Source organism: Rhodococcus sp. JCM 9793 (genome assembly GCF_055380405.1).
The window spans coordinates 1,168,083-1,180,247 of the sequence record NZ_AP043721.1; the positions used below are offsets into that span (position 1 = coordinate 1,168,083).

The following is a 12,165-nucleotide window of genomic DNA, read 5'->3' on the forward strand; positions in this document are numbered from 1 at the left end:
CTGTCCTGGTGAGAGGCCGCTCAGCCGGCCATGGTGAGGCCGCCGCTGACGCTGATCACCTGTCCGGTGATGAACGATGCGGAGTCGGAAGCGAAGAACAGGACCGGGGCGGCAACCTCGTCGGGGCGGGCAAGCCGGCGGAATGGAATCGCCTTGATCAGTGCCGCTTTGAGCTTCTCGTCCTGTGACTGGAACAGCGGTGTGTCGGTGGGGCCGGGGCATACACAGTTGACGTTGATGCCGTGCCGTGCCATCTCTCGTGCAAGCGATTTGGTGAGTGCGATGACACCGCCCTTGGCGCCGGCGTAGATGGATTCACCCGAGCTGCCGACGCGACCGGCGTCGCTGGCCAGATTGATGACCCGCCCGCCGTTGCCGGCCTCGATGATGCCGGGCAGGAAGGCGCTGCAGATGTTCACCGGACCGAGGTAGTTGATCGCCACGACCTTCTGCGCGAATTCGGGGGTGGCATTGAGGAACTGGTCGGTCCGGTCCCATCCTGCAGCGTTGACGAGGACGTTGGGGACGCCGACCTGCGCGTGGGTGTGTTCGCGGAGGGCGTCCACCTGGGTGCGGTCGGAGATGTCGACGGGCAGCGCGGTGATCAGGTCCGGGTTCTCCTTCGCGGTGGCCTCGGCGGCCGCGAGATCGAGGTCGGCGGCGATCACCTTGTCGCCCTGCGCGGCGAAGGCCAGCGCAATGGATTTGCCGATGCCGGAACCGGCTCCCGTGACGAGGGCGATGTTGCTCATGTGAATGGTCCTCTCGGGGTGAAGGAGACGGTCAGGCCTTGACGTACTTTGCGAACTCGGCGGGCCGCTTCTCGGCGAATGCCTTCGCGCCTTCGAGACCTTCGTCGGACTTGCCGAACAGGTCGAGTGCAGACATCGCGAGGTTGCTCAGACCGGCCTGGTGATCGGTGTCGGCGTTGAACGACTGCTTGAGGAACCGGATCGCGGTGGGGCTCTTCTCCGCGATCTCCGCGACGACGGCCTTGGCCTCGTCGAGCAACTTGTCCTGGGGGACCACCCAGTTCACGAGACCCCAGCGCTCGGCGGTGGGTGCGTCGTACTGGCGGCACAGGTACCAGATCTCGCGTGCGCGCTTCTCGCCGACGATGCGGGCGAGGAAGGCGGAGCCGAAGCCGGCGTCGAACGATCCGACACGGGGCCCGGCCTGGCCGAACTTCGCGTTCTCGGAGGCGATGGTGAGGTCGCACAGGACGTGCAGGACATGCCCACCGCCCACGGCGATTCCGTTCACGGCAGCGATGACGGGTTTGGGGACGTCGCGGATGAGCTTGTGCAGGTTGCCGATCTCGAACATGCCGCTCTCGGTGGGGCCGTAGTCGCCGGTCTCGGCGCGTTGCTTGACGTCACCGCCGGTGCAGAATGCCTTCTCTCCGGCGCCGGTGAGGATGATCGCCGAGACGCGGGTGTCGGCCCACGCGGCGCGGAACGCCTTGATCAGTTCCTCGACGGTCTTGCCGCGGAAGGCGTTGTAACGCTCGGGGCGATTGATGGTGATGATCGCGGCGGCGCCGTCGATTTCGTAGGTGATGTCGTCGAAGTCGGCCATGGTGACTCCCTTGTCGAAGTGAGGGAATGAATACTCATTCATTGAGGCTGAAGGTACATTCATTAAAATTGAGTGTCAAGGGTCACAGTGCTCGATGGTGGCGTGCGCAGCGGAAACCGCCCCCGGGCTGCGGTGGCGCCGGGGGCGGGGAGTGTGGGCTATCGGGACTTGTTACCGAGGATTGAGCGCCATGTAGCGCGCGGGTACCTCGCCCCCGCCGTGGACGGCGAGATCGGCGCCGTTGACATAGGACGCAAGCGGCCCGGCCAGATACAGGCACGCGCCCGCGATATCCGAGGGAACTGCCATTCGCTGGATGGGCAAGGTTTTCGTCACCGCCGCGCCGCCGTCGTCGCCGTAGACATGGGCCGCGGCTTCGGTACGGATCAGGCCCGTGGTGATGTGATTGACCCGCACTTTCGGTGCCCACTCGAGCGCGAGCGCCTTGGTGAGTGCGAGCAGACCGGCCTTGGCTGCGGTGTATGCGGCGGTGCCGGGCTGGGGATCGTGCGCCGACACACTGCCGATGTTGATGATCGAGCCGCCGGTGGGTTGGGTGCTCATGACGCGATTCGCGGCCTGCGCCGCATAGAAGGGCGCAGAAAGGTTGAGGGAGACGATCCGGTCGAAGAACCGCGTCGAGACCGTCGCGGCGTCCGCGTCGGGGGAGCCGCCCGCGTTGTTGACCAGTACGTCGAGGCGGCCGAATTCGGAGGCCGCCGCATCGACGACGGCAGCGGCCTGATCGGCGTCACGGATGTCGGCGGCGAAGAACGACGCGGTACGACCGTCCGCTTCCGGGAGTGCCTCGGGCTCGGACCGCCCGCACACCAGGACATCGGCGCCTGCAGCGAGGAAGGTCTCGGCGATGGTGAAGCCGATGCCCTTCGTGCCGCCGGTGACGACGACTGCGTGTCCGGTGAAGTCGGCCGGGTTCGAGATGCTCATGGGATCGGAGAGTAACTGCGCGGCCGATCGTTCGGCCGCGCAGTTCCGCTCAGTGGGCCGTCTCGGTCAGAGCAGATGAACCTTCTTGTAGAGGATCTTCGACGGCCCGCCGACCAATCCGACGCTGTCGAGGAACGTCATGAGCTTGGCGCCGGACTTGCGCACCTTGTCGTGGTGGTGCTTGTTGCCCTTGGCTTCCGCGAGTGCGCGATCACGATCGAGGCCGGCATTGGTGTACACGCGGGGATGAATCATGCTCTTGACGACGAAGTACACGACCACCGCGGTGTTGACGCGCTCGATCGCGAGACGCGCGCGGCTCGCGCCGGTGAGTCGCCGGGTGACCTCTTCGCGAGCGAACCGGATGTGCCGGGCTTCCTCGAGGACGTGGATCCTGCTCACGGCGCGGGTGACCGGTTGCACGCGCTCGTCGCGCATGAAATCGCGCTGCATCATGTCGAGGATCTCCTCGGCGGCCATCACCGAGGCGTAGGCGTTGGCGCCGCGGAAGTAGTGACCCCACAGCCGTCCCAGGTGATGGATGTACTTCGGGGGACCGTAGCCGGGCATTCCGAGGCGTTCGCCGGCCCGCGCGAACATCACGGAGTGACGGCACTCGTCGGCGACCTCGGTGAGCGCGAACTGCACATGGCTCGAGTGCTTGTTGCGGCCGTACACGTCGCGCAGCAACATCTGCATGAGCAGGATCTCGAACCACAGGCCGACGCTCGAGACGCTGGCGGCTTCGTGCTTGGTCAGTTCGATGCGCTGTTCATCAGTGAGTTCGTCCCAGAGGACGGTGCCGTAGAGCGTGCTCCACTCCGGTGTCATGCCGAACTTGTCGTCGGGGATCGGTGCGTCCCAGTCGACCTCGATCACCGGGTCGTACGACTTGCGGGCGGACGATGCGAGCAGGCGCCGCGCAGTGTCCTCGCGGTCGGAGATCGGGAGTCCTGGAACGAAACCCTTGCTGTTCTCGCGGGTGAACGATGCGGTCATGCCTCCACCTTTAAGTGTGACGATGAGTAACTGTTAACTGAAGGCTACAGTGATCGCACCCACGACACAATGCCCACCGCCGAATCGGCGATGGGCATTGTGGGTTCTGGAAGGGGGCCTCAGCTGCGCGGCGGCGCCCAGAAAGCCGCACCGACAGCGCCGACCAGCAGAACCGCCGCGAGCGCAAATGATGCCTGCTGCATGCCTTCGAGGAATGCGTCCTGGGCGAGTGCGGCGAGTTGTTCGCCCTGCGGACCGGCCTGTTCTGCAACCTGCAGGGCAGCGGCGAGCGAATCCTCCACGGCTCCCCGCGCAGGTTCCGGGAGCATCTCCGCGGTCGGTGCGATCCGGTTTCCGTAGGCGGCGGCGAGGACGCTGCCCGCCGCGGCGACACCGATCGCCGCACCGATCTCGCGGGTCGCATCGTTCACGGCCGATGCGACACCCTGCTGGTCCTCCGGGGTGTTCGAGACGATCGCGTGAGTTCCGGGCGCGGTACAGAATCCGACGCCGACACCCGTTACCAGCATCGCCAGCGCGACATCGAGGTACGACGAGTCCGCGTCGAGCATGCCGAGGAAGATCAGCGACACCCCGATCAAGGCAAGGCCGACGCTCATGAGGATGCGCAGTCCGATCCATCGGAGCATCAGCGGTACCGCGACGGACATGATCATCACGAGGACGAAGATGGGAGTCATCGCGACGGACGACATCAGCGGTGAATAGCCTTGGACGAGCTGGAGATACTGCACCATCAGGAAGAACAGCCCGAACCCTGCGAGGAACTGCAGGTTCAGAGCGGCGGCGCCCACACCGAATTCGCGGTTGCCGAACAGTCGCATATCGAGCAACGGTTCGGCGGCCCGCAGTTCGGCGAACACGAACCCGACGGCGGCCGCGACGCCGACAGCGATGCAACCCAGTGTCACCGGGTCGAGCCAGCCTCGATGAGGCCCTTCCATCACGCCCAGGACGAACAGGCCGATTGCCGCGATCGCAAGGATGCTACCGCCGATGTCGAAGCGCCCGGGATTCTCGGCCCGCGATGACGGGATCGTCAGTGACATCACGACCATGACGAGGGACGCGACAGCGAATCCACCGAAGATCAACTTCCACGAGGCGTATTCGAGGATGACTCCGGAGACGATCATGCCGACGACTGCCCCGGATCCGGCCACCCCGGCCCAGATCCCGATCGCTCGTGCTCGGTGCTCCGGCGAGAATCCCGTCGTGATCAGCGACAGCGTGGCCGGCATGACCAGAGCCGCTCCGACGCCGGCGATACCTCGCGACGCGATCAACCATGTCGGACCGTCGGTGATCAGCGGTAGCGCCGACCCGAGCCCGAAGATCACCAGACCGATGACGAGGACTCCGCGTCGACCGAACCGATCGCCCAGGGCGCCGCACGGGAGCAGTAGTGCCGCGAGCGCGAGTGTGTAACCGTCGACCACCCATGTCAGTTGACTCTGCGTTGCCCCGGTCTCGACGGCGATGTCGGGCAACGCGGTGTTGAGTGCCGCCATCGCCGCAATCACCGCGGACACCGAAGAACAGGCCACGACGAGCAGCCACAGCTGTGCGCGCGTCATGCGAGCAGTGGGAATCTCGGACTTCGGAGGTGCTGATGCTTCGGACACGGTTGCCTTCCGAGCGTGACGGTGGGCTTGTGGAACTGCGCAGGAGTCGTGGAACCACAAACGAGACTGTCGGTATCGTAACGGAAACGATAGTTCTACAACCAGGCCCGGACGGAGACGAGAGAAACTGTGGATGTGAGCGCACGCGAAGATGTCCAGACATCCCGAGAACCCGATCCCCGGAAAGCGCGGTCGCGAGCACGGCTGCTCGATGCCGCCACCGAGTTGCTCGCCACGGGCGGCGCCGACGCCGTCACGATCGATGCCGTGACCACCCGCGCGGGGGTGGGTCGCGCGACGCTGTACCGGCATTTCGCGAACGGCACCGAACTCGTCGCCGCCGCCTTCGCGCGGCTGATCCCGCCGGCGCCACCCGTGCCCGAGAACGCCGACCTGCGCGAACAACTCGTCGAACTGCTCATCGGCCAGGCGCGGATCGTCGAGGAAGTACCCATTCCTCTCGCTGCGATGTGCTGGCTGGGGATGGGGCCGGAACTCGTCCACGCGAGTCGCCCGGCCGACCCGGAAGCGCAGGCGCGACCCGAACTGCAGTCGCTGCGCGAGCAGCTCGTCGAACGCTACCGTTCGTCGTTCGACCGTGTGCTCGGCACCGAGTCCACACGCGAGGAACTCGGCGAGTTCGACTACGACCTCGCCCTCATCCAGCTGGTCGGTCCGGTCGTGTTCAACCGGCTCGTCACCCTGCCGCCCATCGGTCGGGCGGCATGCGAACAGATCGTCGACGACTTCCTCGCGGCTCGTCGTGCAGCGAGAGGATAGTCCGGCAGAGGATCCGGTCAGAGTGCCCAGCGTCGCCGGTCCGGCGCCCGCAGGACGAACGGCCGCGACCGGCGGAAGTCCTTGACCCTGAGCCTGCGCAGCGGCTGGATCCGGAACTCTTCCGGATCGAGCTCGGCCGCGAGCTTCTCGTCCAGCAGGATCGAGCCGGGCCGGGCCGCACCCGTGAGACGAGCGGCGTTGTTGACGACGGAGCCGAACAGGTCGCCGAAGCGTGCCAGCACCGGTCCCCATGCCAGTCCCACCCGGAGCTCCGGGGTGTCCTTGCTCGCGCCGAAGGTCTCCTGCAGTTCGAGCGCGATCCGCGCGCCGTCGGCCGGATCCTCGGCCGCGAACATCACTTCGTCGCCCACGGTCTTGATGACCCACCCGTGGTGTCCGGTGATCGCCGCGGTGACCTCGGATTCGAAGTACTCGAGCAGTTCGTTGAGTTCGCCCGCATCGATGCGGCGGGTGAGCTGCGTGTAGCCGACCATGTCGGCGAACCCGACCACGACTTCGCGAAGAGGTGCGTCTCCTTCGGGGCGCCAGACGGAACGCTCCGTGGTGCTCACGATATGACGCCGCCAGATGTGGCTCTGCAGGGTCTCGGCCCGCATCGACAGCTGTTGCACGAGAGCATCGATGAGGTCGGGCATCTCCTCGGCCGACACGTCGGAATGCTCGTCGACGAGGTTGTCGAAGAGGTGAGTGTTGAACAGGGTCAGTTCCCACTCTGCGAGTCGTGAGATGGATTGACCGAGCGACCGGGCCGCCGAGAGCTCGAGGTTCTCGTCGATCACGCCGCTACCGACGATCGCCGCGATATCGCGTAGCGCACCGATGTCGCCGTCGGTGAACATCTCCGCGTCGGGTTCGGGGTCGACGGTGAATCCCAACGCCTGCCATAACCGTCGAACCCGCGCAGGAGACATACCTGCCATCGTGGCGACCTCGTCCACCGTATAGCGGCGTTCGCCCCCGAGCAGGCTGCGTTCGAGCTCCCTCTGAATGGCGGCAAGCATGTCGGGGCCGGGCTTCGGTCGTTGCTCCGGCGAGTTCACAACCGACATCTTTCCTTGTCGTGGTTCGGGGCACACGACGGGTTCCCTGCGGCGAGACGATCGCCGTACGTCCGGACGGACGGAGTGTCGTACAGATGTGCGAGAGTGGGCGCCGTCGATCGCACAGCAGAGCCGAGAAAGGACGTGGCATGCCGCCCCGTAGACGTGCGGACCATCTGACCGAGGAACAACTCGTGGAATTGAGCTCCGCCCTCGCGGAGGATCGCCGCGCCACGGTATATCTCGTCGAGGGAATTTCCAGCCTCGGGATAGGGCCGGGTACGTCGGCGCGTGTCATCTCGATCGACGGGACCACGGTCACCGTCCGCCCCAAGGGTGTCAACGACGAGCTCCCCTTCGAAACCGATGAACTGCGCTTCACCCGAGATGTGGCGACGAAGACGTCGCCGAAACCGGCCGCCGCGAAGGCACCGTCTGCGACCGGAACACCCGCACGGAAGCCCTCTGCGGCGCAATCCCCGGCGGCGAAACCGCCTGCAGCAACAACCCCGGTCGCGAAAACCGAACCCGCACAGCCTGCCCCCCGGCCGGCAGCCAAGGAGAAGACCACAATGACCTCCGCTCCCGCGAACCCGCCGTCCGCGGCCGGCGCCGAGCCGGCCAAGCCCAAGGCCCCGGCCAAGCGAGGCGCCAAGAAGCCCGCCGCCATCAGCATCACCGTCACGATCGACCCCGAGAACGAATGGACGGTCGCTGTCGCGCAGGGCACGCGGAAGATCGGAAAGCCCGCGGCTGTCGCGCCCGATGCCGTCGAACGCGCCGTCAAGGAACTCGGTGACGAGACCGCGATCGAAGCCGTGCACTCGGTGATCGACGAGGCGCGCCGAACCGTGGAGGAACGCGTCGCGCAGTTGAGTCGCGAACTCGAGGAGGCGCGGAAGGCGCTCGAAAGTCTCGGTTCCAACCCTGCATAGTGCGGAATCCTCCAGTACTGTGACGACGCTCTAGTACGCTGACCGCGGAGGCGGTCTGGGCAGACCGCGTTGGAGGGGCATGATGTTCAGAAGACTTGCTGTGGTATTCGCAACCGCGATTGCCTTGGTCGGCAGCGGCGCGGCGGTGGCCACGGCAGCCCCTCCCGTAGTGCTCGGCGGCGGATCGGGCATCACGCTCGGCAACGGTGACGAGAGCATGTACGACTGCACGCTCACCACGATCGGACACGACGCGGCCGGTCGGCTCGTCGGACTCACGGCCGCGCACTGCGGCGACCCGGGCATGACGGTCAAGTCCGAGTTCGCCATGGACGCCGGAACGCTGGGCCGCATCGTGTCGACCAACGAGACCCTCGATTACGCGGTCATCGAGTTCTACGGCGACAAGGTCACTCCGGTCAACCGCGTCGGCAACGTGACCATCACCGGGCTCGGTACCCCCGCCGGATTCCCGAACATCGCCTGCAAGGAAGGCCGGACCACCGGCAACACCTGCGGGATCGTGTGGGGCGACGTCTTCGGTGCTCAGGAGACATGGACGCAGGTCTGCGTCATCGAGGGCGATTCGGGTGCACCGCTGGTCGTCGGTACCACCCTGGTCGCGATGGTCAACGCCTACCTGCTGGCACCGTGCGTCGGCCCCGAGGTCGGCACGAACATCGACGTGATCATGGCCGACATCAATGCGCGCGGTGGCGCCGGAGCAGGGTTCCGGCCGATCTGACCGGAGGTCATCCGCACACAGCGCCCTGCGATGCGGACCCGACGAGTTTCGTGTACTTCGCCAGTACACCCTTGGTGTAGCGCGGCGGCAGTGGCTCCCAGCCCTGCCGTCGCGTCGCCATTTCTGCCTCGTCCACCAGCACCTCGAGCAGGCCGTTGGCGACATCGAGCCTGATCCGGTCGCCGTCACGCACGAACGCGATGGGGCCGCCGTCGACGGCCTCGGGCGCAACATGCCCGACGCACAGGCCGGTGGTGCCGCCGGAGAATCGCCCGTCGGTGAGCAGCAGGACATCCTTGCCGAGACCTGCGCCCTTGATGGCGCCGGTGATCGCGAGCATCTCACGCATCCCCGGGCCGCCCTTCGGGCCTTCGTACCGGATGACGACGACGTCGCCCGCCGTGATGGTGCCGTCCTCGAGCGCATCCATCGCGGCGCGTTCGCGTTCGAACACCCGCGCGGTGCCCTCGAACACCGACTCGTCGAAGCCCGCGGACTTCACCACCGCACCGCCCGGTGCGAGAGAGCCGCGCAGGATTGTGATACCGCCGGTGGGATGAATCGGATTGCTGAGCGCACGCAGCACTTTCCCGTCGGGGTCGGGCGGTGCGATCCCGGCGAGATTCTCGGCCACGGTCGCGCCGGTGACGGTGAGACAGTCGCCGTGCAGCAGACCGGCGTCGAGCAGTGCCTTCATGATCACCGGAACACCGCCGATGTGGTCGACGTCCTTCATCACGTGCCTGCCGAAGGGTTTCACGTCTGCGAGGTGCGGGACGCGGGCGCCGACCCGCACGAAGTCGTCGAGCGTCAGATCGACGTCGGCCTCATGGGCGATCGCGAGAAGATGCAACACCGCGTTGGTGGATCCGCCGAACGCCATCACCACCGCGATCGCGTTCTCGAACGCTTCTTTGGTGAGGATGTCGGAGGCGGTGATTCCGCGCCGAAGCATTTCGACGACGGACTGCCCGCTGCGACGCGCGAACCCGTCGCGACGACGATCGGTGGCCGGTGGTGACGCGCTGCCCGGCAGCGACATACCGAGCGCTTCTGCGGCGCTGGCCATGGTGTTCGCCGTGTACATTCCGCCGCATGCGCCCTCTCCAGGGCAGATGGCCCGTTCGATCGCGCCCAGATCGGCTTCGGACATCAGCCCACGCGCACACGCGCCGACCGCTTCGAACGCGTCGATGATCGTCACGTCGCGTTCCGTGCCGTCGGACAGCTTCGCGACGCCGGGGAGGATCGACCCCGCGTACAGGAACACCGACGCGAGATCGAGGCGCGCAGCGGCCATGAGCATCCCGGGCAGCGACTTGTCGCACCCGGCGAGCAGCACCGATCCGTCGAGACGCTCGGCCTGCATGACCGTCTCGACGCTGTCGGCGATCACTTCGCGGGAGACGAGGGAGAAGTGCATACCCTCGTGGCCCATCGAGATGCCGTCGGAGACGGAGATGGTTCCGAACTCGAGCGGATATCCGCCGGCCGCGTGCACACCGTCCTTCACGGACTGGGCGAGACGGTCCAGCGACAGGTTGCAGGGCGTGATCTCGTTCCACGACGAGGCCACACCGATCTGCGGCTTGGCCCAATCGTCGTCGCCCATCCCGACGGCGCGCAGCATCCCGCGCGACGCAGTCTTCTCCATGCCGTCGGTGACATCGCGGCTGCGGGGTTTGATGTCGATGTCGGTGGGCCGGTCGTTCATGGTGCTCCTTCGGTTCGTGTCGTTCACGCGCTCGGTTCCGCTCGGGGGTCGCGACCGGTGAGAGCGATCAACCGGTCCTGCACGGGAGCGTCGTCGGGGATCGGCACGGGTGGTCCGAACAATCCGCTCGATGCGAGCATGTCACGCTGAGGTTGCAGGTCGGCCCACACGGCTTCGACCAGTCTTGGATGGAGATGGTCGCCGCCACCCACGGCGCGTGCCAGGTCCCAGGTGTGCACGGTGATGTCGCCGACCTGTTGCTCGAGGTAATGGAGGCACGGGACGGTGCCGTAGGACAGATGCACCGGCGCATCGAGCGGAGTGGAGGCCCACGCTGCGGTGGCTTCCTCCGCGTACCGATGCCACTCTGCGGCGAGGTCGTCGCGGATCGGTTCGAGCGTGGCCTCCGCATCCGCGAGGGTGCGTCCTTCGAGAATGGGCGCGACCCACCGCTGTTCGTCGACCACGTGTCGTACGAGGTCGGCGACGGTCCACTCTGTATCGGGAGTGGGAGCGGACCAGTCGGTGATGTGCGCGAGGCGGGTGTCGAATTCGCGTCGTGCGGTGCGTTGCAGTTCGAGCCAGTCGATCGCCATGAACCCAGCGTAGGCGCGGCATAGTTTCGATCATGGTGATTCGGAATCCTGCGCGGCGCGCCGATGTACGGAAGGATCGACAGGCGTGCCGTGCGCGAAGAGCACGAGTGCCGCCGACTTTCGAGGAGAATCCGCAGATGACCGTACCCGCCGTCGAACTCGCACCCGGGCTCACCGTCAGCGCCCAGGGCTACGGAGCGATGTCCGTCGCTCCGGTGTACGGACCGGTCGATCCCGGGGAGGCGCTCGCGACGCTGCATCACGCGGTCGAAATCGGCGTCACCTTCATCGATACGGCGAACATCTACGGGAACGGTGTCAGCGAACAGGTCGTGGGAAAGGTTCTGAGCGAGCGTCGCGACGAGGTGCAGCTCGCGACGAAGTTCGGGCTCATCGGCAATCCGACTAACGGCAACCGGGGGATCAACGGGCGCCCCGACTACGTGCATGAGGCAATCGACGAGTCACTCCAGCGGCTCGGTGTGGACGTAGTGGATCTGTACTACCTGCACCGTGTCGACCCCGAGGTTCCGATCGAGGAGACCGTCGGCGCAATGGCCGAGCTCGTCGAGGCGGGGAAGGTACGCCACCTCGGTCTGTCGGAAGCGACCCGCGATGAGCTGCGCCGCGCGCACGCCGTGCATCCGATCGCCGCGATCCAGTCGGAGTGGAGCATCATCTCGCGCGATGTGGAACGCAACGTGGTGCCGACTGCTGCCGAGCTCGGGATCGGCTTCGTTCCGTTCTCGCCGGTCAGCCGAGGTTTGTTGACCGATGCGTTCGATCCGGGGCGGATGGGCGACGGCGACCTGCGTCACCGGTTCCCGCGTTTCGGCGCAGACGCGCTTCCCGCGAACCTGGAGGTGCGTGCGAGGGTGCGCGCGGTCGCCGATGAGGCCGACGCGACCGTCGCGCAGGTTGCTCTGGCGTGGCTCGATGCGAAGGCTCGCGCGTTCGGTCTGCCGTCGGTGTCGATCCCCGGTACCCGGTTCGCTGCGCGTGTCACCGAGAACGCGGGCGCTGTCGACGTGACGTTGTCGGACGAGCAGGTTGCGCGTCTCGACGCCCTTGCAGGTGAGGTGGTCGGTGAGCGGGCCTCGGACCCGACCTGGGTGTCGCTCGGTCGCGAGTAGTTACCTGATCTAACGAAATCCGGCGTATCG

Annotated in this window: 12 protein-coding genes; 4 read left to right on the plus strand and 8 right to left on the minus strand. The window is 66.4% G+C overall.

Going from position 1 to position 12,165, the window contains the following annotated elements:
• Positions 1-20: 20 nt before the first annotated feature.
• The 5 genes from ACZ46K_RS07630 to ACZ46K_RS07650 form a co-directional block, all read right to left on the minus strand.
• A complete protein-coding gene (locus tag ACZ46K_RS07630; RefSeq protein WP_464747476.1) occupies positions 21-752 on the minus strand; it encodes an SDR family NAD(P)-dependent oxidoreductase in 732 nt (243 codons plus the stop codon).
• 31 nt (positions 753-783) lie between these two features.
• The gene (locus ACZ46K_RS07635) at positions 784-1,578 is read right to left on the minus strand and encodes an enoyl-CoA hydratase-related protein (RefSeq protein WP_132475610.1); all 795 of its coding nucleotides are present in this window, start codon (positions 1,576-1,578) and stop codon (positions 784-786) included.
• A gap of 171 nt (positions 1,579-1,749) precedes the next feature.
• Entirely contained in the window at positions 1,750-2,526 is a 777-nt protein-coding gene (locus tag ACZ46K_RS07640) for an SDR family oxidoreductase (protein ID WP_054807374.1), read from the minus strand.
• Between the two features lie 66 nt (positions 2,527-2,592).
• The gene (locus tag ACZ46K_RS07645) at positions 2,593-3,525 is read right to left on the minus strand and encodes an AurF N-oxygenase family protein (RefSeq protein ID WP_054810614.1); all 933 of its coding nucleotides are present in this window, start codon (positions 3,523-3,525) and stop codon (positions 2,593-2,595) included.
• A gap of 119 nt (positions 3,526-3,644) precedes the next feature.
• Positions 3,645-5,123, minus strand: a complete 1,479-nt coding sequence (locus ACZ46K_RS07650) for an MFS transporter (protein WP_054807373.1) — start codon at positions 5,121-5,123, stop codon at positions 3,645-3,647.
• 183 nt (positions 5,124-5,306) lie between these two features.
• Between ACZ46K_RS07650 and ACZ46K_RS07655 the strand changes: the two genes are divergently transcribed.
• On the plus strand, positions 5,307-5,951 hold the full coding sequence (locus tag ACZ46K_RS07655) for a TetR/AcrR family transcriptional regulator (protein WP_464747478.1): 645 nt from the start codon (positions 5,307-5,309) through the stop codon (positions 5,949-5,951).
• Between the two features lie 17 nt (positions 5,952-5,968).
• Here ACZ46K_RS07655 and ACZ46K_RS07660 read toward each other — a convergent pair whose 3' ends face one another.
• Complete coding sequence (locus ACZ46K_RS07660; RefSeq protein WP_464747480.1) at positions 5,969-7,021, minus strand: adenylate/guanylate cyclase domain-containing protein; 1,053 nt, start codon at positions 7,019-7,021, stop codon at positions 5,969-5,971.
• A 140-nt stretch (positions 7,022-7,161) separates the two neighbouring features.
• On the opposite strand from ACZ46K_RS07660, the gene ACZ46K_RS07665 reads away from it, so the two are divergent.
• Both ACZ46K_RS07665 and ACZ46K_RS07670 read left to right on the plus strand, forming a co-directional pair.
• A complete protein-coding gene (locus ACZ46K_RS07665) occupies positions 7,162-7,947 on the plus strand; it encodes a DUF6319 family protein (RefSeq protein ID WP_464747483.1) in 786 nt (261 codons plus the stop codon).
• Positions 7,948-8,029: 82 nt separating this feature from the next.
• Positions 8,030-8,692 carry a chymotrypsin family serine protease gene (locus tag ACZ46K_RS07670; protein ID WP_464749259.1) on the plus strand — a complete coding sequence of 221 codons (663 nt, stop codon included), beginning with the start codon at positions 8,030-8,032 and terminating at the stop codon, positions 8,690-8,692.
• Positions 8,693-8,699: 7 nt separating this feature from the next.
• On the opposite strand, the gene ilvD is transcribed toward ACZ46K_RS07670, so the two are convergent.
• Together ilvD and ACZ46K_RS07680 are read right to left on the minus strand one after the other, a co-directional pair.
• Positions 8,700-10,406 carry a dihydroxy-acid dehydratase gene (gene ilvD / locus ACZ46K_RS07675; RefSeq protein ID WP_464747485.1) on the minus strand — a complete coding sequence of 569 codons (1,707 nt, stop codon included), beginning with the start codon at positions 10,404-10,406 and terminating at the stop codon, positions 8,700-8,702.
• A 23-nt stretch (positions 10,407-10,429) separates the two neighbouring features.
• Positions 10,430-11,002, minus strand: a complete 573-nt coding sequence (locus ACZ46K_RS07680) for a TIGR03086 family metal-binding protein (RefSeq protein ID WP_054805539.1) — start codon at positions 11,000-11,002, stop codon at positions 10,430-10,432.
• Between the two features lie 137 nt (positions 11,003-11,139).
• Between ACZ46K_RS07680 and ACZ46K_RS07685 the strand changes: the two genes are divergently transcribed.
• Entirely contained in the window at positions 11,140-12,135 is a 996-nt protein-coding gene (locus tag ACZ46K_RS07685) for an aldo/keto reductase (protein WP_054805541.1), read from the plus strand.
• The last annotated feature ends 30 nt before the right edge of the window (positions 12,136-12,165 follow it).

Excerpts from the sequence above, each read along its gene's own strand:
- ACZ46K_RS07630 (WP_464747476.1), bottom strand. The coding sequence starts at position 752 with ATGAGCAACATCGCCCTCGTCACGGGAGCCGGTTCCGGCATCGGCAAA.
- ACZ46K_RS07635 (WP_132475610.1), bottom strand. The coding sequence starts at position 1,578 with ATGGCCGACTTCGACGACATCACCTACGAAATCGACGGCGCCGCCGCG.
- ACZ46K_RS07640 (WP_054807374.1), bottom strand. The coding sequence starts at position 2,526 with ATGAGCATCTCGAACCCGGCCGACTTCACCGGACACGCAGTCGTCGTC.
- ACZ46K_RS07645 (WP_054810614.1), bottom strand. The coding sequence starts at position 3,525 with ATGACCGCATCGTTCACCCGCGAGAACAGCAAGGGTTTCGTTCCAGGA.
- ACZ46K_RS07650 (WP_054807373.1), bottom strand. The coding sequence starts at position 5,123 with ATGACGCGCGCACAGCTGTGGCTGCTCGTCGTGGCCTGTTCTTCGGTG.
- ACZ46K_RS07660 (WP_464747480.1), bottom strand. The coding sequence starts at position 7,021 with ATGTCGGTTGTGAACTCGCCGGAGCAACGACCGAAGCCCGGCCCCGAC.
- ACZ46K_RS07665 (WP_464747483.1), top strand. The coding sequence starts at position 7,162 with ATGCCGCCCCGTAGACGTGCGGACCATCTGACCGAGGAACAACTCGTG.
- ACZ46K_RS07670 (WP_464749259.1), top strand. The coding sequence starts at position 8,030 with ATGTTCAGAAGACTTGCTGTGGTATTCGCAACCGCGATTGCCTTGGTC.
- ilvD (WP_464747485.1), bottom strand. The coding sequence starts at position 10,406 with ATGAACGACCGGCCCACCGACATCGACATCAAACCCCGCAGCCGCGAT.
- ACZ46K_RS07680 (WP_054805539.1), bottom strand. The coding sequence starts at position 11,002 with ATGGCGATCGACTGGCTCGAACTGCAACGCACCGCACGACGCGAATTC.
- ACZ46K_RS07685 (WP_054805541.1), top strand. The coding sequence starts at position 11,140 with ATGACCGTACCCGCCGTCGAACTCGCACCCGGGCTCACCGTCAGCGCC.